Origin of the sequence: Nocardia sp. SYP-A9097, from assembly GCF_009649815.1 — a bacterium.
Lineage (GTDB): Bacteria > Actinomycetota > Actinomycetes > Mycobacteriales > Mycobacteriaceae > Nocardia.
Genome location: NZ_WJIC01000016.1, coordinates 125,391 through 151,346, shown reverse-complemented (window position 1 = coordinate 151,346; position 25,956 = coordinate 125,391). Strand labels below are relative to the sequence as shown.

Genomic DNA, 25,956 nt, shown 5'->3' with positions numbered 1-25,956 from the left:
CGCGCGCGCCGTTTTCCTCGGTCGGCTATCGGTCGTGGCGGTATATCGGGGTGAGCAGGTCGGCCTCGATGGGCTCGCCGGTGTTGCGGTCGTAGCGGACGCCGACCACCGCCGAGAAGGGGTGGGTGGCCGCGCGTTCGTGCAGGGTCGCCAACCTTGTTGCCAGTAGCCGGATTGCGCCGAGGGAGGCCGGCGGGTGCAGGCCGTCTATGACAAGGACGGTTCCCTTGCCGTCGGGGCGGGGGAGTCTGGCCAGGTATGCGATGTCGTAGGGTTCGGTGCCGCCAGGGCGGTAGACGCGGCGTGCGGCGCGGTCCTCGATGCCGCGGCGAACGCGTCCGGCGCGGGCGACGGTGCGGCGCAGGCGGGGGTCGGCGGCGACCAGATAGCGCAGGCTGGGTGACAATTCGGGTCCGCCGAGCACGATGAGGCCGTCGCGGTCCAGGTCCAGGGGGCGGCCGGGCAGGAATCGCTGGACGGTCGCGGTGAAGCCGAGTTCGCGCAGTAGCTCCACGAGCCGGTGTGGTGCGGCGGCGTCCGGCGCGCCGACCAGGGCGATGGCTCGGGTGGTGCTGCGCACGTCGGGGGTGAGAATCGTGAGTGGCCCGTGTCCGAAGAAGAGTCCTTCGGGTACGGGTCCCTGGGTGCTCACCTGATGGATGCGGGCGCGGGATAGTCCGGCGGCCGCGCCGATTCTGGCGAACGTCCAGCCCTCGGCGTGTAGTTCGCGGATTACGGCGCGGCGGATTCGCGTCAGCTCATTGATCTGCTGCTGCGCCGCCGCCACGCCATCGGTGGCGGCTTTGAGGCGCTCGACCTTGTCTTCGATCGCGAACACCCGTGCCACCTCGTCGGCCGACATGAGCGCAGTCTAGATACCTGAACAGCTCCTGGTGTCTAGACCGCTTGACGTAGTTGGTCTAGGTGGCGTCCGGATCGACCGGTGGACGTTCGTTGCGTTCCAGCGGTTTCTGCGGCTTCGGCATGGCGGATGCTTCGAAACCGCTGCTCGTGGAGCTGACGGGCTTGTCGAAATTGCCCGAGAGGAATGAATCGTCGCCATTGAGGAGGTGTTTGGTGACCAGCGTCTTGGGATTCATACCGCGGAGTTCGTTCAACTGCTCCAGCGGCTTACGGATCTCGTCGAACTCCGGACCCAGCTCATCCTTGAGTTGCTGGGTCGCGCCACTGGCGTAATCACGCACCTGCCGCAGGCTCTGGGTAGTCCAGCGCACGGCCCCGGGTAAACGTTCGGGACCGAGAATCACCAGGGCGGCGACGAGCAGAATCAACAACTCGCCCCAGCTGATATTGCTGAACACAGGTTTATTCTGCCTTATCCGATTCCAGGGTGACCGGCACGTCGACCTCGCGCCCGTCTCGAATCAGTCGCACATTCACTGTCTGCCCGATTTCGTTGGACTGCACCGCGACTGTCAATTCCTCCGGGCCGGACACATCGCGATCGCCGACCTTCACGATCACATCGCCCTCGACAATGCCCGCCTTGGCGGCCGGGCTACCGGCCTGCACATCGGCGACCGCGGCACCGCTCATCACATCATTGGCGACAATCTTGGTCTTGGCGCTCACGCCCAGGCGCGGGTGGAACACCCGGCCGTCGTGAATCAGCGCCTGCGAAATCCGTTTCACCTGATCCACCGGAATCGCGAAGCCCAGCCCCACCGATCCGCCGCTCTCGGACTTGATAGCCGAGTTGATGCCGATCAGCCGGCCCTGCATATCCACAAGCGCGCCACCGGAGTTGCCGTGATTGATGGCGGCATCGGTCTGTACGGCATCGAGGGTGGCATTGGTGTCGGTGCCCTCGCCGCCGACCTTCACCGGTCGGTGCAGCGCCGAGACGATACCGGAGGTGACGGTCTTCTCCAGGCCCAGCGGTGAGCCGATGGCCAGCACATCGTCGCCGACCTTCACATCATCGGAATTGCCGAGCTGAATCACCGACAGGTTCTTCACATCGACCTTGAGCACGGCCAGATCGGATTTGATATCGCGCCCGACAATGCTGGTCGGCACCCGCGTGCCGTCCGAGAAGACCACCTGCAGTTGGGCTTTGCCGCTCTTGTCATTGGCGGCGAGGGAGATCACGTGATTATTGGTGACGATGTAGCCCTGCCCGTCGATCACCACACCCGAACCGGTGGAGCCGGAATCGCCGACCCAGGCGCGCACGGTGACCATCGCGGGCATGACCGCGTCCACGACCTTGGAAATCTGCCCGTGCGACGCATTCGTCGAATCCGTCGACTGCAGCGCCACTTTGCGCGAGGTCAGCGCCGAGGTGGATTCGGCGGTGAGCCGTCCCACCAGGCCACCGGCCAAGCCGATCACCAGCGCGATACCGGTGAGAATGACCAGTGCCTTGGGTGCGACCTTGCTGCCGAACAGCACATCGCGGGCGGAGAGCAGCCGACCCGGCGTGAACGGCTGGGCCACCGGCGTGCTCACGGCGGGGGAGCCCAGGCGCGCAGCGGAATTCGGGTCCCGCCACGGATCGGCGGGTGCGGCGGCCGCGGCCGCTTCGGCCTTGGCCTCGGGATCGCGCTGCAGCACCTCCTCGGATCCGGCGGGGCGGCCGAATGCCTCGGCGAGTACCGCGTCCGGCGGGCGGTTCTGTACCTGCGGGCCGTCCTGTGCGGCGGCCGCGGCAGCGGCGGCGGCCGTGCGCGGGGAGAACGATCCGTGCTGCCCACTCGGGCGGCGGAAGGCGCGCGCGGTGTGCGTGTCGACCTGCGGCCGATAAACCGGTCGCGGCCCCAGGACCGGTGCGTCCGACGGCCTCAGGTTCCCCCGATCGGCCGCCGAATCCGAAGCCTGCGCAGAATTCGGCAGGGTGTTCGCCGCGGGCCCCTCACCCGGAACCGGGCCCGTGTTCTTCGATTCGGTGGTCACCCGATGAACTCTACTTGCGCCACCAGGATGTCCACCGTTTGCTGTCGAACGAATCTTGGCGCAGCCCGACGAAGTTCGCTCCGCGAGCGAAGGTTCCGCGCTCGGTATTCAGCGTTTCCGCCACGGGAAGTTCCGAAAGCGGGATACGGCTGAGTGAATCGTGCAGGCGCATGGGCGCGGAAATCTGATCGGAGGACTGCCGTAGCGCAATGCGGGCCTGTTGCTGGGCGTCCACCTCCGCCGCGCATTCGATGCACACGGAAAGATGATGAGCGGCACGTAGATACGCGTTCATCCGCAATTCGCCGTCGACATACGCGGCAATGGCCTCACTGGCCAGATGCTCGGTCGGGGCGAAACGAGGCGGACGCGGCGTTCTGTCCTCGCCACTCATAAGCTGCACACCCTTCCGGACCACCTCGGCTGCATCGGGAATGCCGGTGCGCGGGCCCACTGCCCGCTCGCTCACCCGGCGTTCTCGGCGGCGGCGAAACGCCGCTCCACTCCATTATGCGCAAGGTGTTCTTTGAGTGCCTGACGTCCTCGGTGGATCCGGCTGCGCACGGTACCCAGCTTGACGCCGAGCGTCGCGCCGATCTCCTCGTACGACAGACCTTCGATATCGCAGAGCACCACCGCGGCACGGAACTCCGGCGCGAGTGAATCGAGCGCGGCCTGTAGTTCCGGGTCGAGGTTGGCGTCGTGATAGACCTGCTCGGGGCCGGGGCCCTCGGACGGCACTCGGTCGTAATCCTCGGGCAGTGCTTCCATACGAATCCGGTTGCGGCGGCGCACCATATCCAGGAACAGGTTCGTGGTGATGCGGTGCAACCAGCCCTCGAAGGTGCCCGGCTGATAGTTCTGCAGCGAGCGGAACACCCGGATGAAGGTTTCCTGGGTCAGATCCTCGGCGTCCTGCTGATCGCCGGTGAGACGGTAGGCCAGGCGGTACACGCGGTCGGCGTGTTCCCGGACCAGTTCGTCCCAGGTGGGCATCATGGTGCGGTCACCGGTGGCATCGAAGGCAGCGGTGCCGCTGAGGGCAGCCGCGTCGAGATCCTCGTCGAACACTGTGGTGCCGTCCAAGGTGATGTCCTGCACGGGCAGGATTGCGGGTTCGCGTGCCGCGTCGACCATGTGGATGGGATTACCTCCTACTCGGGACCTCAATCCCGGTTTTCGTGTACAACCGACCTGGTGGGTCGCGTTGTTCCCGATCGCCGGGGCCGAAGTCGCTGGCCTGACTTGGCAATACTCTTGCCGGTCCCGATGTGGCCGGCATATGTGCTGGCTGAGGGACACCTGAGAAAAATCGCCACACCGGCCGGTCACCGCCGGGCTTTCCCGGTCCCGCGCCATTAGCCTCATAGCCGTGAGCCAGACTCCCGCGGCATCGAACCTGCAGCGCAACCTCGCCTACGTGGAGGAATCCGTCGCCGAGGACGAGATACTCATCGGCGCGCGCGAACGCGCCGTCGAACTCGGCGCGGCCCCTGTACCCCCTTCGGTGGGGGCACTGCTGAGTATGTACAGCCAATTGCTCGGCGCCCGGGCGGTGGTCGAGGTCGGCACCGGGGCCGGGGTGAGCGGTCTCTGGCTGCTCGACGGCATGCGCGAGGACGGCACGCTCACCACCATCGACTCCGAACCCGAGCATCAGCGGGCCGCGCGCGAGGCGTTTCGGTCGGCCGAGATCGCGCCCGCGCGCACCCGGCTGATCAACGGCCGCGCGCTGGATGTATTGCCGCGCTTGGCCGATGGGGCCTACGACCTGGTGTTCATCGATGCCGCGCCGCTGGAGCATCCGCAGTATGTGGCGCAGGCGGTGCGATTACTACGCGAGGGTGGCGCGATTCTGCTGCACAACGCGCTGCTCGGCGGGCGGGTGCCCGATCCGGCGCAGCGTGATCCACAGACGCAGGCCGTGCGCGCGGCGACCCGGGCGATTGCCGAGGATCCGGCGCTGACGAGTGTGCTGATCCCGGTCGGTGACGGGCTGCTCTGCGCCTCGCGCGGGTAGAAAGCGCAGTGCCTCGCGGGTAGAAGGCACGGTGCCTCGCGAGGTCGAAAGTACTGTGCCTCGAAGGGCTGAAAGCGCGTCTGAGCTGCGTTGATTGTTCTCCCCGCGGGGAATTTCCGCATCGCAGTATGCGGTGTCGGAGAAGTCTTCCGCGCGTGTATTTTCCGCGCTCACGTGTATTTCGCAAGCTTTGCGATTTTTATACGGCGCGGGTCTTGCCTTCGGATTGAACGAGTGTTTAATCTATTGAACATGCGTTCAGCCTCTGAGGATCTGACCACCCGGGCCCGGATTCGCGATGCCGCGATCACCACCTTCGGGGAGCAGGGCTTCGGGGTGGGGGTGCGGGCCATTGCCGCCGCGGCGGGAGTGTCGCCCGGTCTGGTCAATCACCACTTCGGGTCCAAGGAAGGGCTGCGCGCAGCGTGCGATGAGCATGTCCGGGAGGTGGTGCGGGCCGCGAAAGTCGAATTCGCACAGCGTCCTTCACCCAATGGGCTGTTGGAACAGATGGCGGAGATCGAGGAATTCGCGCCGCATATGGCCTACCTGCTACGCAGCTTCCAATCCGGCGGGGATCTGCTGATCAGCTTCTTCGAGCACATGGTCGAGGACGTGGAAGGGTACCTGCGCGCCGGGATAGCCGCCGGAACCTACCGGGCCCCAAGGGATTTGAAGGCCACCGCCCGATATATCGCCACCACCAACGGTGGCGGCATGGTGATGTTCCTGCAGCTGTACGCGGCTCAGCACGAAGGCCGCATCGATTATCGAAAAGCCTTGCGCGAGTATGCCGATCACATGACGCTGCCCGCGCTCGAGATCTACACCAATGGACTGCTCACCGACTCCATGATGCTGGACACCCTCACACAGGAGACTCCATGAACGCTCCGGCCACCCCGGCCATCTCGGTCCGGGATCTGCACAAGAACTTCGGCCAGGTGCATGCCCTCGACGGACTCGACCTGGAGGTCGCCGAGGGGGAGGTGCACGGCTTTCTCGGACCCAATGGTTCGGGCAAGTCCACCACCATTCGGGTACTGCTCGGGATCCTGTCCCGCACCTCCGGCGAGGCCGTGGTGCTCGGGCGCGATCCGTGGACCGACGCGGTCGCCCTGCACCGCGATATCGCTTATGTCCCAGGCGATGTCACGCTGTGGCCGTCGCTGAGCGGTGGCGAGACCATCGATCTGCTGGCGCGTATGCGCGGCGGGCTGGATCAGCAGCGCCGCGCCGAGCTCATCGAACGGTTCGAGCTCGATCCGCGTAAGAAGGCGCGCACCTACTCCAAGGGCAATCGGCAGAAGGTGGCGCTGGTTTCGGCCTTCTCGTCCAATGCCCGGCTGTTCCTACTCGATGAGCCCACCTCGGGTCTGGATCCTTTGATGGAGCAGACATTTCGTGAATGTGTGCACGAGGCGTCGCAGCGCGGGTGCACGGTGCTGCTCTCCAGTCATATCCTCTCCGAGGTGGAGGCGCTGTGCCAGCGGGTCACCATTATTCGCGCGGGGCGCACGGTGGAGTCCGGGACGCTCGCGTCCATGCGGCATCTGAGCCGCACCTCCATCACCGCCGAAATGATCGGTGACCCAGGCGATCTCAGCCGGATTCCGGGTGTCGCCGATATCGGCTTCGAGGATCACACGCTGCACTGCCAGGTGGACAGTGAACACCTCGGCGAGCTCATCAGGGTGCTCGGCGATGCCGGGGTGCGCAGCCTGGTCAGTGCGCCGCCGACGCTGGAAGAGCTTTTCCTGCGCCATTATTCGCTCAATGGCGAAGACGCCGCCGCAGCCGGCCGGGACTCCGCCGAATTGCAGAAGGCCGCGAAATGACCACCATCACCGCGCCACGCGCCATCGAAAGGCCGTTGCGGTCAACCGAATTCACCGGCACCGGGCAGATGCTGCGACTGTATCTGCGGCGCGACCGGATAGTGCTGCCCCTGTGGATACTGCTGCTCTCGTTGCCGCTGGGCAGCGTCTATATCAACAGCATTGTCAGCGTGTACCCGAGCGAGGCCGATCGTGCGAGCTTCGCCGATTCGATTCTCTCCAGTCCGGCCCAGTTGGCCATGTACGGGCCGGTGTACAACACCAGTCTCGGGGCGGTGGGCATCTGGAAGGCGGGGATGTTCTACACCCTCGTCGCCATCGCCACGATTCTCACCCTCATCCGGCACACCCGCGCCGAGGAGGAAACGGGCCGTGGGGAATTGGTGGCCGCCACCCGGGTCGGGCGCTACGCGGGGCTCACCGCGGCGCTCATCGTCGGCTACGGCGGTGCGCTGGCCACCGGAGTGATCGGCTTCCTGAGCCTGTCCGGCAGCAAGCTCACCGGCGATGACGCCCGTGCCGGATCGCTGGCCTTCGGACTGGCCCTGGCCGGATCGGGCGCGGTCTTCGCGGCGGTGGCCGCGGTGTGCGCGCAATTGACCACCAGCGCGCGATCGGCGCGCGGTATGGCCTTCGCGGTGCTGGGCGGGACCTTCACCCTGCGCGCCATCGGCGATGCCCGTGCCGGAGCCGGACCCACCAGTCCGCTGGTCTGGTTGTCGCCGCAGGGTTGGTCTCTCCAGGTGCGGCCGTTCGCGGGTAATCACTTCGCGGTACTGCTGCTGCATGTGGCCGTGGTCGTCCTGCTCACGCTGCTCGCGTATTCGCTACTGCGGCACCGGGATCTGGGTGCGGGTCTGATCGCGGAGCGGCCCGGCGCGGCTGCCGCCGGACCGGCGCTGAGCGGTCCGTTCGGGCTCGCCTGGCGATTGCAGCGCGGCACCCTCATCGCCTGGACGGTGGGTCTCGGGTTGTACGGGTTGATCATCGGCAGTGTGGTGCACGGGATCGGCGACGAATTGGGCAGCAGTCAGTCCATCAAGGATCTGATCACCCGGATGGGTGGTTCTGCCTCGCTGGAGAATTCGATGATCACCTACGCGTTCACCATGATCGGTGTGGCGGCGGCCGCGTACTCGGTGTCGGCGGCGCTGCGGCTGTATTCGGAGGAGACCGCCGATCACGCCGAGGCTCTGCTCACCGGTGCGGTGTCGCGAACGCGCTGGGTCGCTTCGCATTTGGTGTTCGCGCTCGCGGGACCGGCACTGGCACTGCTGGTTTCGGGACTGCTCGGTGGAATCGTATACGGGCGCGCGGCCGGTGATATCGGCGGGAAGCTGCCGGGAGTGCTCGGTGCGGCGCTCGTCCAGCTGCCCGCGGTGTGGATTTTCACCGGAATCACGGTGGCGCTGTTCGGTCTGGCACCGCGCTGGACGTCGGTGGCGTGGGGTGTGCTGACCGCCGCCATCGCGGTCTTCCTGCTCGGCGCGATCTCCGGTGCCCCGCAATGGCTCCGCGATCTCGAACCGTTCGAGCATCTGCCCAAGGTGCCCGGTGCCGGGTTCGATGCCGTCCCGGTGCTGATCCTGCTGGTCATCGCCGCCGCGCTGATTGTGCTGGGGCTCATCGGATTCCGCCGGCGCGACCTGCGCTGAACCGTCTCCGGCGGCCGCGAACCGTTGCCCGCGGTTCGCGGCCGCCGTGTGATTTCGGTCAGGGGCAGTGCTGAGGCAGTCGCAGGGGTGGCTTCGGGTGCGCCGCGGGTGGTACCACGAGAGGAGACCGATTTAAGGAGGTGGGGGATGGGACTCGAGGGACTGGTTCTCGGTGTACATCTACCGGCCGGATGGCTGTGGCCCGCGCTGGTGATTTTCGGCCTGGTGGTCTGCACGGCCCTGCTGGTGCTACTGCTGGTCAGCGGCGCGCGATTCGACGATCAATCGCATACGGTGCCTTCGACGCCGGGGCCGTGCGAACCGTTCTGTGGCGCTCGTACCGTCGCGCCGGTGTACTCGAACTGAACGCTCCTGCGCCACAGGAAGATTACAACGGGGCCGCCGCGGATACTCCAGGGAAAAGTGCTATGAGCGAGGTTTTCCATGAGCCAGCGGACTCCGGCGGTGGTCGGTCTGTATCTGCGTGAGTCCGGACAGTGGCGGCGCATTGCCGAATTCCGGCTCACCGCCGACGGTCACGCCAGTTTCCGCGTGGTCGATCCGGTCGAGGGCCTGGTCGCGCGGGTCTGGTATCACCAGGGTGTCGACATTATCGGCGAGGAACGCACCGTCAGGCCGGAGGACAGCCCGGCATTCCTGCGGGCCCTGTTGCAGCCCTTCGGATTCCGTGACTACCGCTTCCGGGACGACACCCACTCCGGACGGCACTCCGCGAATATGCCGCCGCGCAACGGTCATGCCCCGGAGCGGCACGATATCGCCCCTGCCGCAACGGATTCCGACTGCGAGCGCCGCCCCGCCCGTCCCGCCGCCTGGCGCTCCCTCGACGCCGACATCATCCGCTTCTGAGCCCCCGTCATCCCGGCATGCTTTTGGCCGGGATCCACCGCCGCCCATCTACAAACTATTGGCCAGCAGTACGTACTCCGCCGTCGCCTTCTTCCGCACCTGGTCCTGGCTGTCGGCGGTCACCACGCCCACATAGCGTTTGTAAACCACATAGCACCGGTAGGACCCGCTGTGCTGCACGCATTTGGTGTCCGGCACCTTGTCCGGTGCGCTGATCGCGGTCTCGCCGAGGCTGCTGATCAACCCGGCCGTGAGATCGATCCCGCCGCGCGCGTCGCGGGTGCGGAACAGGTATCCGTCCTCGGTGAGCGCCATGGCATCCATCCCGGTATCGGTGACCAGTCGCTGGCGCAGCGCCTCGTCTCCGGCGGGATGGATGAGCATATTCGCGCCGTACACCGCGAAGTTGTCCGGATCGGGTGTGTGATTTTCCCTGTCGGGCACCAGGATTCGAGCCAGCAGCCGATCGGGGTCGACCGGTAGCGCATCGATCTTGTCGGCGGGTGTCGGGGTGAACGCGTCCACCGCCGGTACCTCGGCGTCGAGGGATTTCTTGGCCCAGGACAGCAGATCCGCCTGATCCGCCTTGGGTCGTGAGGCGAAGATGGAGATCACGAACTCCTTGCGCGCCATGACAACACCGATGCTTCCCACACCGGGTCGCCAGTGCGAGAAGGCATCCGGATAGTCCGCGAGGGTCAGTTTCTTGTTCTGGTCCAGCGCCACATTGAAGTCGGCGTCCTCCAACTCCTTCGCCGCCAGCTTGGCATTGTCCGAGGAGGGGAAGCGCAGCAGTCGGATGGTCACGGTGGTACCGGCCGGGTCCGGGGCGTTCGATCCGGCGGGATCGGGCAGATCGGAACCGCTGATGGCGAATCCGGCGATGAAGCCGCGATTCTGCAGTACCGGTTTGGCCGAGGAGGACAGGTGGCTGACGCTCACCACATCGGCGATCTCGGTCAGCACGATGCCACCGCGGCCGACCTTGAGACTCGGATCGACTTTCACCGTCGGGGTCACCGCATCGGCCATCCGCATGGCCTCCAGCATCGGGCCCTTACCGTTCGAATTGCGGTCGTAGGTGTACCGATTCACCGGATAGGTGCCCGCGTCCAGGGTGCGTACATCCATCTCCCCGGCGACGGCGGTCCCCTGCTGCGCGCATCCCGCCAGCGTGGCCGTCAGGGCCAGACAGGTGACCGTGGTGATGACCCTCGTTGCGCGGTTCATGCTCATCCCTCCCGCGCGGCCCGGCGGGGCGGCGCTCCACCCACCGATTTTCGGACCCGGAGAGACCGCTGTCCACCGTTATCCGCGCGTCGCGGACCGGCTCACACCCAGATGCCCTTACCGACCGTGACGACGCCGCCATTGCTGACCGCGAACCGGTCCCGATCGCGATCCAGATCCACCCCGATGATCTCGCCCGCGGAGACGACCACGTTCTTGTCCAGGATCGCGTGCCGCACCACCGCGCCCCGGCCGATCCGCGTGCCGGGCATGAGCACACTGCCTTCGACGGTCGCGCCGTCCTCCACCATCACATTGGAGAAGAGCACCGAATTGCGGACCGTGGCCGCGGACAGAATGCTGCCCGCGCCGATGATCGATTCCTGTGCGAGTCCGCCGTGACCGAATTTGGCGGGCGGCAGGTTTTCGGCCGCGCCGCGAATCGGCCAGTGCCGGTTGTAGAGATCGAAGACCGGGTCCACCGACACCAGATCCATATGCGCCTCGTAGAAGGCGTCGATGGTGCCCACATCGCGCCAGTAGCCGCGACTGCGGTCGGTCGCGCCGGGCACCTCGTTGCCGCCGAAGTCGTAGACGGCGGCCGCGCCCGCGCGCACCAGACTCGGAATGATGTCGCCGCCCATATCGTGGTCGGAGTCATTGTCGTCGGCGTCCGCGCGAATCGCGTCCACCAGCACCTTGGTGGAGAAGACGTAATTGCCCATCGAGGCGAAGGTGACATCCGGATCGTCCGGCGTGCCGGGCGGCTGCAGGGGCTTCTCCAGAAAGCCGGTGATACGCCCGGATTCGTCGGTATCGATACAGCCGAACGCGCTCGCGGTACTGCGCGGCACGCGAATGCCCGCCACGGTGACGCCCGCACCGGATTCGATATGCGCCTGCACCATCTGCTCGGGATCCATCCGATACACATGGTCCGCGCCGAAGACCACGATGTATTCGGGGTCCTCGTCGTAGATCAGATTCAGCGACTGCATGATTGCGTCCGCACTGCCGGTGTACCAGCGCGGGCCCAAACGCTGCTGTGCGGGCACCGGGGTGATGTACTCGCCGCCGAAACCCGAGAGCCGCCAGGTCTGCGAAATATGCCGGTCCAGCGAGTGCGATTTGTACTGGGTGAGGACGCAGATCCGCAGATATCCCGCGTTCACCAGATTCGACAGCACGAAATCGATGAGCCGGTAAGCGCCCCCGAACGGCACCGCCGGCTTGGCGCGATCCTTGGTGAGCGGAAAGAGTCGCTTGCCCTCGCCACCGGCGAGCACGATTCCGAGTACGTGCGGCTGGCTCCTCACACTCGCCAAACTACCGCTCTCGGGAGAACCCCGAATGAACTGTGCCTATCTGCGCCGCCTGCGGCGTCGCGGTTCGCGGCCCTTTCAGGCTCGCTTCCTCACTCCTCCACTCGGCCGCTCCAGGACCGAACCGGGCCGCGAACTGAGTGGGATGCTCTCCGACGGGCTCCGTGCGGGGCGGTGCGGGGCCGTGCGAAGTCCGGCGTCAGCACCGTGGGAGCGGCCGCAGGCTGTAGTTTGAGTCGGTGAGTTACGGCGTGGACAGCGGGCGCGGACTACGAGTCGCGATGATGACCCGCGAGTACCCGCCGGAGGTGTACGGCGGGGCGGGTGTGCATGTCACCGAACTGGTGCCGCGATTGCGGCGACTGTGCGATGTGACCGTGCACTGTATGGGTGTGCCGCGCCCGGATGCCGTGGTGCACCAGGCGGATCCGATGTTGTATGCCGCGAATTCGGCGTTGCAGATGATGTCCGCGCAATTGCGGATGGCCGATGCCTCCGGTGGCTCGGATGTGGTGCACTCGCATACCTGGTACACCGGCCTCGCCGGGCATCTCGCGGCCGAGCTGTACGGGATTCCGCATGTGCTGACCGCACATTCGCTGGAACCGCGACGGCCCTGGAAGGCCGAGCAACTCGGCGGCGGCTACCGGCTCTCCTCCTGGTCCGAGCTCAATGCCATGACCTACGCCGATGCCGTGATCGCGGTGAGCGCGGGTATGCGCGCCGATGTGCTCGCGGCGTATCCGGATATCGATCCCGCGAAAGTGCATGTGGTGCACAACGGAATCGACGCCGAGGTCTGGCATCCGGGTGGACCCGCGGCCGATGCCCGCGACATTCTCGGCGAACTGGGTGTGCGGCGGGATCGTCCGATGGCCGCGTTCGTGGGGCGCATCACCCGGCAGAAGGGCGTCTCACACCTGCTCGGCGCCGCCCGGCATCTGGACCCGGATATCCAGCTGGTGCTGGTGGCCGGGGCCGCCGACACGCCCGCCATGGAGGCCGAGGTGGCCGGTGCGGTGCGCGAACTACGCGATACCCGGGACGGCGTGTACTGGGTGCGGGAAATGCTGCCCACCGAACTGGTGCGGCAAGTATTAGCCGCCGCAACGGTTTTCGTCTGCCCCTCGGTGTACGAACCGCTCGGCATCGTGAATCTGGAGGCCATGGCCTGCGGTACCGCCGTGGTGGCCTCGGATGTCGGCGGTATTCCGGAGGTGGTCGCCGAGGGCGAGACCGGCCGGCTCGTGCACTACGACGAGCACGCCCCCGACGCCTTCGAACGCGCGCTGGCGCACACTGTCAGCCGGGTCGCCGCCGATCCTGTTGCCGCCGCCGATATGGGTGCGGCCGGCCGGGCGCGCGCCATCGCCGATTTCGACTGGAATCAGATCGCCGCGCAGACCGCGAAGATCTACGACGAGGTCCGCAAAATCTAGCGCGGGCGGTAGCTCGAAACAGTCACCGACGCGGTTACTTCGAATGGTTCGGGCAGTGCCGCGATCCGTTCGGCGCGCTGCTGTGCGGCATGGAAAGCCGAGGGGCCCATGGCCGACACATTCGCGATATCGATGTGTGTCAGCGACATTCGATACTCGGCCGGGGTGCGGTCGAGAAGTTCGAAGCGATCACCCAGCGAACCGGCCAGGCGATCTTCTTTTGCCGCATCGACACTCACCATGCCGAGCGGTTCGATCAACTCCGCCAAATGCCGCGGGGTGGGGGTGACGACAATGAAACGGCCATCGGCGGCGAGCACCCGCGCGACCTCTTCGGCATTGCGCGGCGCGAAAATCGACAGCACCGTATCCACCGCGGCATCGCGCAATGGCAGCCCGCGCCAGGCATCGGCGAGCACCGCACCCGCGCGGTCATGTGCGCGAGCGCTGCGCCGGGCAGCCGGTTTCGAGACGTCCAGCGCGATGCCACGGGCCCGTGACACCGCATCCAGAACGGCTGCCAGGTAGTAGCCGGTGCCCGCGCCGATCTCCAGGACGGCGTTCGCGGAGGCCGGGACCGCCCGTGTGATCGCGGTGGCGATCGGCCGGAAGTGATCCGCCTGCTGGAAGGCCGCGCGGGCGTCGAGCATGTCGGGGGTGTCGCCGGTCATCTTGGTGGAAGCGCCGGTGAGCAGGCTGACATAGCCCTGTTTGGCGATGTCGAAACTATGGCCGCGGGGGCAGCGCAGGCTGCGCTCGCGAGCGGTCAGGTCCTGTCCGCACTCCGGGCAGGACAGTAGATCGGCACAGGCGATCAAACGATCGGCCGGGCCGCGGGGGTGTCCGGTCTGAACCGATGCGCCGGTGAGCCGCGACTCCTCGCGTCCTCGACCCGGGGGTTCGGGCGTGCAGCTCCCGAGCGCCCCGAGAGGCGGATTACTCACCGGCACTGGCAAGTCTGGCAACTAGCTGGTGACACTCTTGAGTTCGTCACCCAGTGCCGCAGCTTCCTCCGGTGTGAGCTCGACGACCAAACGCCCGCCACCCTCGAGTGGAACCCGCATGACGATTCCACGCCCTTCCTTGGTTGCCTCGAGGGGACCGTCCCCGGTGCGGGGCTTCATGGCCGCCATCCTCTGCTCCCTCCAGATCTGCGCGGATTTCTGCGCACTTTCATGGAACTCCAGTTGTCACCAACCAGGCAGCCCGCCGACATGTGGCGGGCTACACCATGACCATTCTTCCCTATCGCGGATCGGGGCGGGTACCTGAGTTCCAAAAACCGACCGTTGTGGCGCTCAGGGAGTCCCGACATTCACCCAGCAATCGGCGATGTGATCGTCTACCATCCCGGTCGCCTGCATGAGTGCGTACGCAGTGGTGGGCCCGACGAACTTGAATCCGCGTCGCTTCAGTTCTTTTGCGAGAGCGGTGGATTCGGCAGTGACGGCGGGCACATCGGCCATCGCGCGTGGCCGCTTTCCATGCGTCGGGGCGAAGGACCAGAGCAGCTCGTCCAGGGGTTTGCCGAGATCCTGTGTGACCCGCGCATTGTGGATGCTGGCGTGGATTTTGGCGCTATTGCGAACTATGCCCGGATCGGCCATGAGGCGTTCCACGTCCGCGTCACCGAAACGCGCCACCCGCTCGATCACGAAGTCGTCGAAGGCCGCGCGGAAGGCCGGGCGTTTCCTGAGAATCGTGATCCACGACAGACCCGACTGGAATGCCTCCAGACACACCCGCTCGAACAGCGCGTCATCCCCGTGCACCGGGCGGCCCCACTCCCGATCGTGATAGTCCCGGTACAGCTGTGACCCGTCGGCCCAGCCGCAGCGGATCTTGCCGTCGCTCGGCTCGGTCATCGGGCACCCGGCTCGGCGGAGGCGTCGTCGGTGTGCCCCGGCAGCACCTCCGGCAATGGCGCGGCCACATCGGAGGTCGGCTCCGGTGCCACGCGGCGGGGTACGGGCGTCTCAGCGGGCAATGCCGCACCATTGGAGACGACGACCTCCAACCGCTGATCGCCGGAGACCGCGTGCGCCAGCTGCGATTCGAGTTCGTCGATTCGCGCCGCGAGCCGAGTCAGCGCCCAATCGACCTCACCGGCCTTGTAACCGCGCACCACCTGCTGGAAGCGCAGGGCCCGCACATCCGCACCGCTGATCCGCTCGGCCGGCAGCACGGTGGCCGTGGTTCCCTCCGGTAGCGGCCCGAGCTCCTCCGACCGTCCGAACAGCGCACTGACGACCAGGAACAGCAATGCGGCCACCAAGCCGACGATCAGCACATACAGAAGCAGCGTGAGCATGCTCCCGAGCTTAGGTGCCGACCCGGGCGCGGACACAGTTCGGCCCGGCGGAATTCAGTCGTTTAAATCGAACTGCGAGGACTGATTTCGGCCGGGCCGGGTCTGTTTGTTTACAGGTGGCGGGTGGTGTCGATGCTCAGGGACATGCCTGCCAGGCCGCGGCGGCGGACCGCCAGTTTGTCGGCGATCTCCAGGAGGGCTTTGCCGGAGGCGCTTTCGGGGGCGCTCAGGACGATGGGGGTGCCCTTGTCGCCGGATTCGCGGAGTTCCTGTTCGATCGGAATCTGGCCCAGCAGGGGCACATTCGCGCCGACCGCGCGGGTCAGGTTGTCCGCCACGGTTTGTCCGCCGCCGGAGCCGTACAGCTCCATGCGGGAACCGTCGGGCAGGTCCAGCCAGGACATGTTCTCCACCACGCCCACGATGCGCTGACGAGTTTGCAGCGCAATGGAACCCGCGCGCTCGGCGACCTCGGCGGCGGCCAGCTGCGGGGTGGTGACGACCAGGATCTCCGCGTTCGGGATCAACTGGGCCAGGGAGATGGCGACGTCACCGGTGCCGGGCGGCAGGTCCAGCAGCAGGATGTCCAGATCGCCCCAGAACACGTCGGCGAGGAACTGCTGCAGTGCGCGGTGCAGCATCGGCCCGCGCCACACCACGGGGGTGTTGCCCTGGGTGAACATGGAGATCGAGATGACCTTCACGTCATGGGCGACGGGCGGCATGATCATTCGCTCCACCTGGGTGGGGCGCTGTTCGGTGCCCAGCATGCGCGGTACCGAGTGACCGTAGATATCGGCGTCCAGCACGCCGACCGACAGGCCCTTGGCGGCCATGGCGGCCGCGAGATTCACGGTGACACTGGACTTTCCGACGCCACCCTTACCGGAGGCGACGGCGTACACGCGGGTGAGCGAACCGGGCTGGGCGAAGGGGATGACCGGTTCGGCATTGTCGCCGCGCAGCTTCTTGCGGAGCTCGGTGCGCTGCTCGTCGTTCATCACATCGAGGGTCACATTGATCGCACCCACGCCGGGTACGTCATTGACGGCCTTGGTGACCCGCTCGGTGATCGCGCCCTTCATCGGGCACGCCGAGGTGGTCAGGTAGACCACGATCTCGACCCTGCCGTCCGCGCCGACCTCGACACTCTTCACCATGCCCAATTCGGTGATCGGTTTCCGGATCTCCGGGTCGTTCACCTTCGCGAGCGCGCCCCGCACATCCGATTCCGTTACCACTGGCATAAGGAAAGAATAGGAGTTCGTGCGCGTGTCCTCAGATGCGGGGCAGCTGCGAGGCTCCGGGGGCGACGCCGGTCCCGTACGCCGTCTCCCAGGCCATCACGTTGGCGACGTAGGCCATGGAGTTGTTGTAGCGCAGGATGGCGCGGGTCTGCTGGGCCGGATCGCGCATATCGAGATTGCCCGAGCACAGGTATTTACCGGCGGTGAGGGCGGCGTCGAAGAGGTTCTGCGGGTCCGCGATGCCGTCGCCGTTACCGTCGGCCCCGTAGTGCCGCCAGGTCTGCGGGAGGAACTGCATGGGGCCGATGGCGCGGTCGTAACCGGCGAGGCCGTCGAGTTCACCGCCGTCGGTGTCGTGCACGACATTGTTGCCCCACAGGCTGCCGTCCAGGACGGGGCCGTAGACCGGGTTGATCGGATTGCCGTCCGCGTCGGCTTTACCGCCGAAGGCGTGCGTGGATTCGACGCGGCCGATACCGGCGAGCAGCGACCACGGCATGGCGCAGGCCGGATTCTCCAGGGCCAGAATGCGTTCCGCGTTCTGATAGGCGTTCTCGGCGATACCCGGCATGCCGATCGGACCGGCGGGCAGGGCGGCGGGCACCCGGCCTTCGGGTAGCGCGACCGTCTTCACAATCGGAGGACCAACGGGGACAACCTGTTTGGCCTCGCGGAGTATGGGTTCCGGGGCGGCGACCGGCGCGGCGGCCACCTCGGGTCTGGGTAGGGCTTCGTCGGCCTCGGGCGAAAACTGGTGCTGCAGAGCGGAAGTGAGGCCGCCGATGAGATTGCCGTCGGACGCACCGGTGACGGTGGCGAGGCCCGCGGGTACGAGACTGGTGAGGGCTATGACCGATCCGCGTCGAATCGTCGGAACCGGGGGCTTACGGTGACGTCCCACTTGGTGCTGACCCTCCATTGCCGGCGGTTCTTTGCGAAACCGTTTGACGCAGTGAGGGCCACGCTACATCATTCGAGACCGTTCCGTTACTGCTTCGTAATCAATCTTGATGATTCGATTATGGAAAGAGGGTCAACGGGCAAGCCTTGGACTCCCGGCAAAACGGACGAAAGGTGCGTCGGCAGACAACTGTAACCCCTTGGGCCTCGGGCTCGAGGGGTAACGGCTGCAAAGGATTACGGGACGGCGGGGGCTGCCGGGGCGGGCAGCGGGATGGTGATGCCGAAGGGGAGGGTGATGCCGGGGGCCGGGGTGGTCGGGTCGACCGATTCCGGGGCCGGGTCGACGGGGGCCGCGGGTGCGGGCTCGTCGGTTCTGGCGGGCTGGGCGGGTTCGGGATTCGGCTGCCGGCCCTGGGGCTGGGCGGCCGGATCCTGTTGCTGCGGTTGGGTACAGGTGGTGGTCTGCTCGATCGGCTTGCCGTCGGGGCCGAGCTGTTCGACCTTGTTCTGGTTGGCCTTGTCCTGTTCGCCGGTCTGCAGGCCGTCCTCGGGCTTGGCGTCCGGGTTCACCTCGGTGGCCGGAAGTTTCACGGTCTCACAGGGATTCACGGGCACGACGGGTGCGGGGCAGAAGATGCCGCAGGGAATGGGTGGCAGGCCGGGGATGGTGATCATCACCTGGGTCTGGGTCGCCTGGGTGGTCGAGGGCGGCGCGTCGGTGGTGGTGGTCGTGGCCGGAATATTGACCGACGCCACCGTCATATCCGGTCCGGCGGTGAGGGTGCCGGGCGGGATCATGTCCGCGGTGATGTTCACCGGCGCGGGCATGCCGCCGGTCTTGTACGCGTTCGACCAGCTGAGCACATTGGCCGCGTACGACATGGAGTTGTTGTAGCGCAACACCGCTCGCAGTTGCTGGGCCGGATCGCGTAGATCCAGGCCGCCCGAGCACAGGTACTTGCCCGCGGCGAGCGCGGCGTCGAAGACATTGTTCGGATCGGCGACGCCGTCCCCATTGCCGTCCGAGGCGTAGTTGGCCCAGGTGCCGGGCAGGAACTGCATGGGCCCGACGGCGCGCACGTAGGCGCCGTTGGCGGCCTTGATGACCTCGTTGCCGGGGAGCGTCCCATCCAGTGCCGGACCGTAGATGGGCGAGGTGGTGGTGCCGGCGGCGTCGGTGCGCCCGCCGCTCGCGTGTAGTGATTCGATGCGCCCGATGCCGGCGAGCAGATTCCACGGCAGCCCGCAGCCGGGCGTCGAGGATTCCAGTGCCAGTTCGGCATTGCGGTAGGCGGCCAGTACCAATTCGGGAATGCCGAGTGCGCCGGTGCCGCCGGGCAGTGCGATGTTCTGGAGCTGCACATTGCCGCCGAGCGCGCCGTCGGCGGGCGGGGTCATGGCGCTGAGTTTGCGTGGGGCCTCGGGTGCGGCGGGCACCAGGCCGACGGTCTGATCCGAGGCGGTCGTGACGGATGTGCCGCCCCCGGTATCGGATGCCGCGGCGGCCAGCAGTGCTTCGGGCGCGGCCTGCGGCGCCTCGGTATGCACCGTGGTGTTGGTGGCCGATCCGGCGGTGACCAGGCCCGCGATCAGCAGGGCAGACGCTGTCACCGGTGCAGATATTCTCTTCGCCACCACACAATCCCCTCAGTCGTGCGGCCGGTTCCCGCTGACTACGGCCGCTGGAAGCGGGTGTCTGGGTCGGTCGCTCGGAGCAACGTGATCCAGGTTACCCATCCGTAAGCTTGTTGTGTACAGCTTGTGCGGTTAGTCGCCATCCTTCTGTGGCGAAATTGCGACCTCCGCCCTCTTGCGATCGGTATTCTTCTTGGTTTTCCGTTCCTTGAGGATCTCGCCGTCGGTGGCCAGTTTCTCCAACCTGACCAGCGCATCCTTGACATCATCCAGCTCGCGGCGCAGATAGTCACGGGTTGCCACCTCGCCGACGGCGAGTCGCAGTGCGGCGAGTTCGCGCGCCAGGAATTCGGTGTCGGCCTTTGTCTGGGCTGCCCGGGACCGATCCTCCTCGAGTGCTACGCGGTCGCGGTTGTCCTGCCGGTTCTGTGCCAGCAGGATGAGCGGCGCCGCGTAGGCGGCCTGGGTGGAGAAGGCCAGGTTCAACAGGATGAACGGATAGGGATCCCACTGCAGCCGCAGCGCGAACACATTGAGCAGAATCCAGACGATCACGAGGGCCGTCTGGATCACCAGATAACGGCCGGTGCCCAGGAAGCGTGCGACCTTCTCACTGCTGCGCGCGAGTGCCTCTGCGTCCCAGTCGAATCCGCGGAAACGAGTCTCCAGGGGCGATTCCAGGCGCTGGCGCGCGCTGGGCTTATCGGTGCGGTCGGTCATGCGCGGCCTCCGGTGCCGTCGATCAGCGGAATGCCGTGCACGTCGTGGTTGTCCTCATCCTGTTCGCGCCAATCCTCGGGCAGCAGGTGGTCGAGCACATCGTCGACCGTCACCGCTCCCAATAGATGATTCTCCGCGTCCACGACCGGTCCGCACACCAGGTTGTAGGTGGCGAAGTAGCGGGTCACGACGGTGAGCGGGGCCTCCGGGCGCAATTGCACCAGATCGGCGTCGACAATGCCGCCGACCATGTTCGCCGGAGGTTCGCGCAGCAGTTGCTGGAAGTGCACGCAGCCGAGATAACGACCGGTCGGTGTGGAGGTCGGCGGGCGCACCACGAACGCCATGGTGGCCAGCGCCGGGGTCAGCTCGGGATCGCGAATGCGGGCGAGGGCCTCGGCGACCGTGGTGGCCGGCGTGAGCACCACCGGCTTGGAGGTCATCAGACCACCGGCGGTGTATGGGGCATGCTCGAGCAGTCGCCGGACCGGTTCGGAATCCTCCGGATCCATAAGCGCCAGTAGTGATTCCGCCTCACCCTCGGGCAATTCGCCGAGCAGATCGGCGGCGTCGTCGGGGTCCATCGCCTCGAGCAGATCCGCGGCCCGCTCCACACCGAGCTGTTCCAGCAGCTCCACCTGATCGGCCTCGGGCAACTCCTGCACCACATCGGCGAGTCGCTCGTCGTCGAATGCGGCGGCCACCTCGATACGCCGTTTGCGCGGCAATTCACGCAGCAGATGCGCCACATCGGCGGGCCGCATGCCCTCGAACTGCGTGAGCAACTGGGTGACATCCTGGCCGGGCAGGTTCAATTCGGTCTGGGTCAGCCCGCGCACCTGTCCCCAATCCACCACGTGCACCGCGCCGCGCCGCCCGAATCCGACACCCAGGCGGCGGCGTTCGCGCACCGCGACCCGCGAGACCACGTAATCGCGGGTGCGGGACTGCTCGATACCGAGATCGACCACCACCACATCGGTATCCGCCAGTTGCGGCAGTTCCGGATCGTTGACCCGTACCGTGGAGTCGAGAATCTGCGCCACGGCCAGCATCTCGCTGGCCCGCTGTTCGAATCGCCGCACACTGATGGTGCCGGTGGTCAGGGTCACCGCACCCGGATCGATTGCCTGCACCCGCAGCATCGGCACGAAAATCCGTTTGCGCGTGGGCAGTTCGACGAGGATGCCGAGTACGCGCGGCTGCCGCTGGTCATAGCGGATGGAGATCACCAGGTCGCGGACGCGGCCGATAGACTCCCCGTCCGGTCCCAATACCACCAAGCCCGCGAGCCGGGCGGCGAATACTCTCGTCGCTGCCATAGCTGCCAAGGTTAGTGGGTCCGGGCTGCCCGAAATGTCGCGCCACGGGCGCGGACGTAGAAGGAGTGACTGATGACATCGCGCCGTACCGTGCTGGCCGTCCCCGGCAGCAACCCCCGCATGATCGAGAAGGCCAAGGGGCTGGCCGCCGATGAGGTGTTCCTCGACCTCGAGGACGCGGTCGCGCCCGCCGCCAAGGCGCAGGCGCGCGCCAATATCGTGGCCGCGCTGAACTCCGACGGCTGGGGCGAGCAGATTCGCGTTGTGCGAGTCAATGATTGGACCACCGAGCACACCTACGCCGATGTCATCGCGGTGGTCGACGGCGCGGGTGACCGGATCGACGCGCTACTGCTGCCCAAGGTCACCGATGCCGGGCAGGTACAGGCACTGGACCTGCTGCTGACCCAGTTGGAGAAGTCCAATGGCCTGCCGGTCGGGCGCATCGGTATCGAACCGCAGATCGAGAACGCGATCGGGCTGCGCAATATCGACGCCATCGCCACCGCGAGCCCGCGGGTGCAGACCCTGGTCTTCGGTCCGGCCGACTTCATGGCCTCGATCAATATGCGCACCCTGGTGGTCGGTGAGCAGCCCGAGGGCTATGAACCCGGTGACGCTTATCACCACATCTATATGACGATCCTGCTCGCGGCGCGGGCGCACGGCCTGCAGGCCATCGACGGCCCGTATCTGGCGGTGCGCGATATCGACGGCTTCCGGCGCAACGCATCCCGTACTGCCGCACTGGGTTTCGACGGTAAGTGGGTTCTGCATCCGGATCAGATCGCGGCCGGTAACGAGATCTTCAGCCCACGTCAGGCCGATTACGACCGCGCCGAGGAAATTCTGGACGCGTACGCTTTTCATACGTCGGTCGCGGGCGGAGCTCGCGGGGCGGTCATGCTCGGCGACGAGATGATCGACGAGGCCAGCGCCAAGATGGCGCAGGTGATCGCTGATAAAGGACGAGCGGCGAAAATGACGCGTACCACGCTTTCTCTATGAACGGCGCTGCGTGCCCCCCGCAGATGACGAGAAATAGCATGATGGAGCTATGACGAATCCCTTGGGGAACTCGAGCCGGAACCGGCCGGGCCTACCGACGCCACCGTCGGGGTGGCCGGTCGGGTCCTACCCGACCTACGCCGAGGCACAACGCGCCGTCGACTACCTGGCCGACAATTCCTTCCCGGTGGAGAACGTGACCATCGTCGGTGTCGACCTCATGCAGGTCGAACGCGTGCTCTACCGCCTGACCTGGGGCAAGGTAATCGGCGGGGGTGTGGTTTCGGGCGCCTGGCTGGGCCTGTTCATCGGCCTGCTGCTGAGCCTGTTCTCCTCCAGCGGCGCGATTCTGGTCGGCCTGATCGGCGGCATCGTCTTCGGCGTCATCTCCACCTCCATCCCGTATGCCGCCGCGCGCGGGCAGCGGGATTTCGCCTCCACCATGCAGTTGGTGGCGGGACGCTATGACGTGCTGTGCGATCCGAAGGCGGCCGAACAGGCGCGCGACATGCTCGCCCGGCTGGCCATCTGACCCATGGACCTGATCGATACGGTCCGGGCCGGGTTGCTCGGACATTTCGGAGTGGAGTCCGCCGACGCGGCGTCGGTGACCTTCCTCGGGCTGGAGCCCATCGAGATCCTGCGCGTACCGGATACCGATCTGGTGCACTATGTGACGCTCGGCGGTTCCCGGCATCCCATGACGGATCCGACTGCGGCACTGGCGGATCCGGTGCGCGGGCCGCGCGCGGAGCTGGTGCTCACCCTGCGCGGTGGGGTCGGCGCGGGCGCCGGGCTGACGCGGGCGCTGGCCGTGCTGGTGGCCTCGCCCTCGGTGGAAGGCATTGTGCTGCAAGCCGATGCGCTGCTGGATCTGGGAGAACCGTTGTGGCTCAACGCGCCTTTCACGGCCGTGCTGCTCGGCGACAGTGATATCGCCGCGGTGGAATTGCCGGAACCCGCTGAGCCCGTGCGGTTTCTGACGGCTACCCCGATTACCGCCACCGAGGCGGCCTGGGTGCGAATTCGTGGGGCACAGGCCCTGCGTGACGCCTGGACCGAGGCGAAAATCGATGTGCGCGACGCGGATCGCGCCGCCGCTTCTTTGTAGCGCCCACGACTTTTGTAGTGCCCACTCCTTGCCCCTTCGAGACTTCGAAGGGGCAAGGGAATCCAAGAGTTCGGTTACAGCCAGTTGTTGCGGTGGAAGTTCACATAGAGCAGGCCGCAGAGCAGGACCATGATGCCGAAGACCAGCGGATAGCCGAAGGTCCAGTGTAATTCGGGCATGTGGTCGAAGTTCATGCCGTAGACGCCCGCGATCATGGTCGGCACCGCCGCCATCGCCGCGTAGGCGGAGATCTTTCGCATATCGGTGTTCTGCTGCACGCTCACCTTGGCGAGCGCGGCATTGATGAGGGCGCTGAGGGATTCGTTGAAGTCGATGATCTGCTCGGTGACGGCGGTGTGATGATCGGTGACATCGCGCATGTAGCGCCGAATCTCTTCGGGCAGTGGCAGTTTGGGGTCGTGGGTGAGTAGCTGCAGGGGCAGTGCGAGTGGTTTCACCGCTCGGCGCAGCTCCACGACTTCCCGCTTCAGCTGGTAGATGGCCTCGATGACGATATTGGTGGCCGGGGTGAACACCGCCTCCTCCATGGCGTCCACATCCTCCTCGATGGCGGCGGTGACCTCCACGTAGACATCCACCACATGATCGGTGACCGCGTGCAGCACCGCGCTGGGGCCGAGTGCCAGCTGTTTCGGATCCGCCTCCAATTCCTTACGGAGAGTGCGTAGTTCACCGTGGTCGCCGTGGCGCACGGTGATGACGAAGTCGGGTCCGAGGAACACCATGATCTCGCCGGTGACCACGATCTCGCTGACCGAGTTCAGTTCGTGCGCGTGGTACTGCACGGTGCGCAGCACCAGGAACAGAATGTCGTCGTAGCGTTCGAGTTTCGGCCGCTGCCGGCCGTGTACCGCGTCCTCGACGGCCAATTGGTGCAGGCCGAAGGATTTGGCGACCTTGTTCATCAGGTCGGTGCTCGGTTCGAGCAGTCCTAGCCAGACGAAGCCTTCGCCGCGCTGACGTACCTCGGCCAGTGCCTCGTCGTAAGTGCAGTGCGCCAGCTGCCGTTTGCCGTCCACGTAGACCGCGCAGTCGACGATCTCATTCGCGCCCGGCCGCGGGGCCGGCTGCGGCTTGTCATCGGCGCGTCCGGGCCAGTGGAAGGACGGCAATTGCGGAATCGAGGACACCTGCCGGAGTCTAGTTCGCGCCCATTGCCGGTCCGGTGATCCGCGCGACGGGACCGGCTGCCCGGGACTCGCGCGGCGGCGCGGGCAAGATGGACCCTGTGCGCATCGATCTCCACACTCATTCCACCGCCTCCGACGGCACCGATACTCCGGCCGAGCTGATCCGCAATGCCGCGGCCGCCGGTCTGGACGTGGTCGCCCTGACCGACCACGACACCACCGCGGGCTGGGCGGAGGCGGTCGAGGCGCTCCCGCCGGGCCTCACGCTGGTGCGGGGTATGGAGATGTCGTGTGTGGGCGACGGCGAGGACGGCTGGCCGGTGCCGGTGCACCTGCTGGCCTACCTGTTCGATCCGGCCGATGACGCCTTCGCGCAGGAGCGTGAGCGGCTGCGCGGTGAGCGCACCGTCCGGCTGCGGGCCATTGCCGAACATATGGCGGCGGACGGACTGCCGGTGGATCCGGACGCGGTCATGGCATCGGCGGGTCCGTCGGCGGGGCGGCCACACCTGGCGCGGGCGCTGGTCGAGGCGGGCGTGGTGCCGACGGTCGACGCGGCTTTCCTGGATCTGCTGGCCCCGCACGGCCGCTACTACGTGGAGAAGGCCGATACGCCGTTGCAGCGCGCGGTGGAGATGGTGCAGGCGGCGGGTGGGGTGAGCGTGGTGGCGCATGCGCGGGCCCGCAAACGCGGCCGGTTGCTGGCCCTGGATCACATTCGTGAACTGGCCGAGCTGGGGTTGAGCGGGCTGGAATTGGATCATCCCGATCACAGCGCCGCCGACCGTGCGGTGCTGGCGGGGCTCGCGTCCGAGCTGGGTCTGCTCACGACGGGTTCGTCGGACTACCACGGTCGCAACAAGACCATCCAGTTGGGCGAATTCACCACCGACCCAACACAATTCGAGGTACTTGTGGGCAAATCGAGTGGGGTCCCGGTGATTACGGCATGAAGGTGATCCGGGGCCTGAGCGGGATTGTCGCGGGCGGCACGGTCGTTCTGGTGGCGACTGTGGTCGGCGCGGCGATCACGGGTGCCCAGCGTGGTTTTCCGGGCCCCGGGGCATCCGATGTGGCTTGGCATGTCGGCGCGGCATTGCTGGTTTCGGCCGCGCAGATATTTGCTGACAGGCGTCAAGGAATTGCGTCTTTTTTCGGATGCGCGGTAGTTTTTCTGATTGCCGGATCGCTGCTGTGGGCGCAGTGGTGGAATTGATATACGCATAACGGTTGCGAGTCGTTGAACGGTCCGCGAACA

General features: G+C 66.4%; 29 protein-coding genes. 12 read left to right on the top strand and 17 right to left on the bottom strand.

The window, feature by feature from the left end; translation table 11 throughout:
- Window positions 1-25 precede the first annotated feature (25 nt).
- The 5 genes from GFY24_RS27805 to sigE all read right to left on the bottom strand — a co-directional run bounded on the left by GFY24_RS27805 (window position 26) and on the right by sigE (window position 4,053).
- Window positions 26-862, bottom strand: a complete 837-nt coding sequence (locus GFY24_RS27805; RefSeq protein ID WP_153808038.1) for a hypothetical protein — start codon at window positions 860-862, stop codon at window positions 26-28.
- A 58-nt stretch (window positions 863-920) separates the two neighbouring features.
- Window positions 921-1,322: a Sec-independent protein translocase protein TatB gene (tatB, locus tag GFY24_RS27800; RefSeq protein WP_309231422.1), complete on the bottom strand. Its 402-nt coding sequence runs from the start codon at window positions 1,320-1,322 to the stop codon at window positions 921-923.
- A 4-nt stretch (window positions 1,323-1,326) separates the two neighbouring features.
- The gene (locus tag GFY24_RS27795; RefSeq protein WP_375336110.1) at window positions 1,327-2,916 is read right to left on the bottom strand and encodes a S1C family serine protease; all 1,590 of its coding nucleotides are present in this window, start codon (window positions 2,914-2,916) and stop codon (window positions 1,327-1,329) included.
- Between the two features lie 10 nt (window positions 2,917-2,926).
- Window positions 2,927-3,310 carry a hypothetical protein gene (locus GFY24_RS27790; protein ID WP_153808090.1) on the bottom strand — a complete coding sequence of 128 codons (384 nt, stop codon included), beginning with the start codon at window positions 3,308-3,310 and terminating at the stop codon, window positions 2,927-2,929.
- Window positions 3,311-3,381: 71 nt separating this feature from the next.
- Window positions 3,382-4,053 (bottom strand): RNA polymerase sigma factor SigE, encoded by a 672-nt coding sequence (gene sigE / locus GFY24_RS27785; protein ID WP_194853043.1) that lies wholly within the window; start codon window positions 4,051-4,053, stop codon window positions 3,382-3,384.
- A 235-nt stretch (window positions 4,054-4,288) separates the two neighbouring features.
- Between sigE and GFY24_RS27780 the strand changes: the two genes are divergently transcribed.
- The 6 genes from GFY24_RS27780 (at window position 4,289) to GFY24_RS27755 (ending at window position 9,299) form a co-directional block, all read left to right on the top strand.
- A complete protein-coding gene (locus tag GFY24_RS27780) occupies window positions 4,289-4,936 on the top strand; it encodes an O-methyltransferase (protein WP_309231421.1) in 648 nt (215 codons plus the stop codon).
- A 252-nt stretch (window positions 4,937-5,188) separates the two neighbouring features.
- A complete protein-coding gene (locus GFY24_RS27775; RefSeq protein ID WP_153808037.1) occupies window positions 5,189-5,824 on the top strand; it encodes a TetR/AcrR family transcriptional regulator in 636 nt (211 codons plus the stop codon).
- Window positions 5,821-6,774: an ABC transporter ATP-binding protein gene (locus tag GFY24_RS27770; RefSeq protein WP_153808036.1), complete on the top strand. Its 954-nt coding sequence runs from the start codon at window positions 5,821-5,823 to the stop codon at window positions 6,772-6,774. Before GFY24_RS27775 ends, GFY24_RS27770 begins: the two co-directional genes overlap by 4 nt.
- Window positions 6,771-8,429, top strand: coding sequence for an ABC transporter permease (locus GFY24_RS27765; protein ID WP_153808035.1), 1,659 nt, complete (start codon window positions 6,771-6,773; stop codon window positions 8,427-8,429). Before GFY24_RS27770 ends, GFY24_RS27765 begins: the two co-directional genes overlap by 4 nt.
- 147 nt (window positions 8,430-8,576) lie before the next feature.
- Window positions 8,577-8,795 (top strand): hypothetical protein, encoded by a 219-nt coding sequence (locus tag GFY24_RS27760; protein ID WP_153808034.1) that lies wholly within the window; start codon window positions 8,577-8,579, stop codon window positions 8,793-8,795.
- 78 nt (window positions 8,796-8,873) lie between these two features.
- Window positions 8,874-9,299, top strand: a complete 426-nt coding sequence (locus tag GFY24_RS27755) for a hypothetical protein (RefSeq protein ID WP_153808033.1) — start codon at window positions 8,874-8,876, stop codon at window positions 9,297-9,299.
- A gap of 48 nt (window positions 9,300-9,347) precedes the next feature.
- On the opposite strand, the gene GFY24_RS27750 is transcribed toward GFY24_RS27755, so the two are convergent.
- Window positions 9,348-10,529, bottom strand: a complete 1,182-nt coding sequence (locus GFY24_RS27750) for a hypothetical protein (RefSeq protein ID WP_153808032.1) — start codon at window positions 10,527-10,529, stop codon at window positions 9,348-9,350.
- A gap of 101 nt (window positions 10,530-10,630) precedes the next feature.
- Entirely contained in the window at window positions 10,631-11,845 is a 1,215-nt protein-coding gene (glgC, locus tag GFY24_RS27745) for a glucose-1-phosphate adenylyltransferase (RefSeq protein WP_309231420.1), read from the bottom strand.
- 287 nt (window positions 11,846-12,132) lie between these two features.
- Here glgC and glgA point away from each other — a divergent pair, with 287 nt between their 5' ends.
- A complete protein-coding gene (gene glgA / locus GFY24_RS27740; protein WP_153808087.1) occupies window positions 12,133-13,290 on the top strand; it encodes a glycogen synthase in 1,158 nt (385 codons plus the stop codon).
- Here the strand turns inward: glgA and GFY24_RS27735 are convergent.
- The 9 genes from GFY24_RS27735 to GFY24_RS27695 form a co-directional block, all read right to left on the bottom strand.
- Window positions 13,287-14,108, bottom strand: a complete 822-nt coding sequence (locus tag GFY24_RS27735; RefSeq protein WP_153808086.1) for a putative RNA methyltransferase — start codon at window positions 14,106-14,108, stop codon at window positions 13,287-13,289. The two genes, glgA and GFY24_RS27735, sit on opposite strands and share 4 nt — an antisense overlap.
- Window positions 14,109-14,255: 147 nt before the next feature.
- Window positions 14,256-14,423, bottom strand: a complete 168-nt coding sequence (locus tag GFY24_RS27730; RefSeq protein ID WP_006554284.1) for a DUF3117 domain-containing protein — start codon at window positions 14,421-14,423, stop codon at window positions 14,256-14,258.
- Between the two features lie 165 nt (window positions 14,424-14,588).
- Window positions 14,589-15,155, bottom strand: coding sequence for a DNA-3-methyladenine glycosylase I (locus tag GFY24_RS27725; protein WP_153808030.1), 567 nt, complete (start codon window positions 15,153-15,155; stop codon window positions 14,589-14,591).
- On the bottom strand, window positions 15,152-15,601 hold the full coding sequence (locus GFY24_RS27720) for a DivIVA domain-containing protein (RefSeq protein WP_153808029.1): 450 nt from the start codon (window positions 15,599-15,601) through the stop codon (window positions 15,152-15,154). Before GFY24_RS27720 ends, GFY24_RS27725 begins: the two co-directional genes overlap by 4 nt.
- A 110-nt stretch (window positions 15,602-15,711) precedes the next feature.
- Window positions 15,712-16,848 (bottom strand): Mrp/NBP35 family ATP-binding protein, encoded by a 1,137-nt coding sequence (locus GFY24_RS27715; protein WP_153808028.1) that lies wholly within the window; start codon window positions 16,846-16,848, stop codon window positions 15,712-15,714.
- Between the two features lie 31 nt (window positions 16,849-16,879).
- Window positions 16,880-17,749 carry a lytic murein transglycosylase gene (locus tag GFY24_RS27710; protein WP_309231419.1) on the bottom strand — a complete coding sequence of 290 codons (870 nt, stop codon included), beginning with the start codon at window positions 17,747-17,749 and terminating at the stop codon, window positions 16,880-16,882.
- Window positions 17,750-17,985: 236 nt separating this feature from the next.
- A complete protein-coding gene (locus tag GFY24_RS27705; protein WP_309231418.1) occupies window positions 17,986-19,362 on the bottom strand; it encodes a lytic murein transglycosylase in 1,377 nt (458 codons plus the stop codon).
- 156 nt (window positions 19,363-19,518) lie between these two features.
- Entirely contained in the window at window positions 19,519-20,106 is a 588-nt protein-coding gene (locus GFY24_RS27700; protein WP_153808026.1) for a DUF1003 domain-containing protein, read from the bottom strand.
- On the bottom strand, window positions 20,103-21,428 hold the full coding sequence (locus GFY24_RS27695) for a magnesium transporter MgtE N-terminal domain-containing protein (RefSeq protein ID WP_153808025.1): 1,326 nt from the start codon (window positions 21,426-21,428) through the stop codon (window positions 20,103-20,105). Before GFY24_RS27695 ends, GFY24_RS27700 begins: the two co-directional genes overlap by 4 nt.
- 72 nt (window positions 21,429-21,500) lie before the next feature.
- Between GFY24_RS27695 and GFY24_RS27690 the strand changes: the two genes are divergently transcribed.
- The 3 genes from GFY24_RS27690 to GFY24_RS27680 are packed head-to-tail and all read left to right on the top strand — an operon-like array spanning window position 21,501 to window position 23,547.
- Window positions 21,501-22,436, top strand: a complete 936-nt coding sequence (locus GFY24_RS27690; RefSeq protein ID WP_153808024.1) for a CoA ester lyase — start codon at window positions 21,501-21,503, stop codon at window positions 22,434-22,436.
- 49 nt (window positions 22,437-22,485) lie between these two features.
- Window positions 22,486-22,968 carry a general stress protein gene (locus tag GFY24_RS27685; RefSeq protein WP_153808023.1) on the top strand — a complete coding sequence of 161 codons (483 nt, stop codon included), beginning with the start codon at window positions 22,486-22,488 and terminating at the stop codon, window positions 22,966-22,968.
- Window positions 22,969-22,971: 3 nt separating this feature from the next.
- Window positions 22,972-23,547, top strand: coding sequence for a suppressor of fused domain protein (locus GFY24_RS27680; RefSeq protein ID WP_153808022.1), 576 nt, complete (start codon window positions 22,972-22,974; stop codon window positions 23,545-23,547).
- A 74-nt stretch (window positions 23,548-23,621) separates the two neighbouring features.
- Here the strand turns inward: GFY24_RS27680 and corA are convergent, their stop codons facing one another.
- Window positions 23,622-24,689 carry a magnesium/cobalt transporter CorA gene (gene corA / locus GFY24_RS27675; RefSeq protein ID WP_375336115.1) on the bottom strand — a complete coding sequence of 356 codons (1,068 nt, stop codon included), beginning with the start codon at window positions 24,687-24,689 and terminating at the stop codon, window positions 23,622-23,624.
- 107 nt (window positions 24,690-24,796) lie between these two features.
- Here corA and GFY24_RS27670 point away from each other — a divergent pair, with 107 nt between their 5' ends.
- Complete coding sequence (locus GFY24_RS27670; RefSeq protein WP_309231417.1) at window positions 24,797-25,651, top strand: PHP domain-containing protein; 855 nt, start codon at window positions 24,797-24,799, stop codon at window positions 25,649-25,651.
- On the top strand, window positions 25,648-25,914 hold the full coding sequence (locus GFY24_RS27665; RefSeq protein WP_153808021.1) for a hypothetical protein: 267 nt from the start codon (window positions 25,648-25,650) through the stop codon (window positions 25,912-25,914). Before GFY24_RS27670 ends, GFY24_RS27665 begins: the two co-directional genes overlap by 4 nt.
- Window positions 25,915-25,956 lie beyond the last annotated feature (42 nt).

Coding starts and splice junctions, on each gene's coding strand:
- GFY24_RS27805 (WP_153808038.1), bottom strand. CDS start 862: ATGTCGGCCGACGAGGTGGCACGGGTGTTCGCGATCGAAGACAAGGTC.
- GFY24_RS27790 (WP_153808090.1), bottom strand. CDS start 3,310: ATGAGTGGCGAGGACAGAACGCCGCGTCCGCCTCGTTTCGCCCCGACC.
- sigE (WP_194853043.1), bottom strand. CDS start 4,053: ATGGTCGACGCGGCACGCGAACCCGCAATCCTGCCCGTGCAGGACATC.
- GFY24_RS27775 (WP_153808037.1), top strand. CDS start 5,189: ATGCGTTCAGCCTCTGAGGATCTGACCACCCGGGCCCGGATTCGCGAT.
- GFY24_RS27770 (WP_153808036.1), top strand. CDS start 5,821: ATGAACGCTCCGGCCACCCCGGCCATCTCGGTCCGGGATCTGCACAAG.
- GFY24_RS27765 (WP_153808035.1), top strand. CDS start 6,771: ATGACCACCATCACCGCGCCACGCGCCATCGAAAGGCCGTTGCGGTCA.
- GFY24_RS27760 (WP_153808034.1), top strand. CDS start 8,577: ATGGGACTCGAGGGACTGGTTCTCGGTGTACATCTACCGGCCGGATGG.
- GFY24_RS27755 (WP_153808033.1), top strand. CDS start 8,874: ATGAGCCAGCGGACTCCGGCGGTGGTCGGTCTGTATCTGCGTGAGTCC.
- GFY24_RS27750 (WP_153808032.1), bottom strand. CDS start 10,529: ATGAACCGCGCAACGAGGGTCATCACCACGGTCACCTGTCTGGCCCTG.
- glgA (WP_153808087.1), top strand. CDS start 12,133: ATGATGACCCGCGAGTACCCGCCGGAGGTGTACGGCGGGGCGGGTGTG.
- GFY24_RS27730 (WP_006554284.1), bottom strand. CDS start 14,423: ATGGCGGCCATGAAGCCCCGCACCGGGGACGGTCCCCTCGAGGCAACC.
- GFY24_RS27725 (WP_153808030.1), bottom strand. CDS start 15,155: ATGACCGAGCCGAGCGACGGCAAGATCCGCTGCGGCTGGGCCGACGGG.
- GFY24_RS27720 (WP_153808029.1), bottom strand. CDS start 15,601: ATGCTCACGCTGCTTCTGTATGTGCTGATCGTCGGCTTGGTGGCCGCA.
- GFY24_RS27715 (WP_153808028.1), bottom strand. CDS start 16,848: ATGCCAGTGGTAACGGAATCGGATGTGCGGGGCGCGCTCGCGAAGGTG.
- GFY24_RS27700 (WP_153808026.1), bottom strand. CDS start 20,106: ATGACCGACCGCACCGATAAGCCCAGCGCGCGCCAGCGCCTGGAATCG.
- GFY24_RS27695 (WP_153808025.1), bottom strand. CDS start 21,428: ATGGCAGCGACGAGAGTATTCGCCGCCCGGCTCGCGGGCTTGGTGGTA.
- GFY24_RS27690 (WP_153808024.1), top strand. CDS start 21,501: ATGACATCGCGCCGTACCGTGCTGGCCGTCCCCGGCAGCAACCCCCGC.
- GFY24_RS27685 (WP_153808023.1), top strand. CDS start 22,486: ATGACGAATCCCTTGGGGAACTCGAGCCGGAACCGGCCGGGCCTACCG.
- GFY24_RS27680 (WP_153808022.1), top strand. CDS start 22,972: ATGGACCTGATCGATACGGTCCGGGCCGGGTTGCTCGGACATTTCGGA.
- GFY24_RS27665 (WP_153808021.1), top strand. CDS start 25,648: ATGAAGGTGATCCGGGGCCTGAGCGGGATTGTCGCGGGCGGCACGGTC.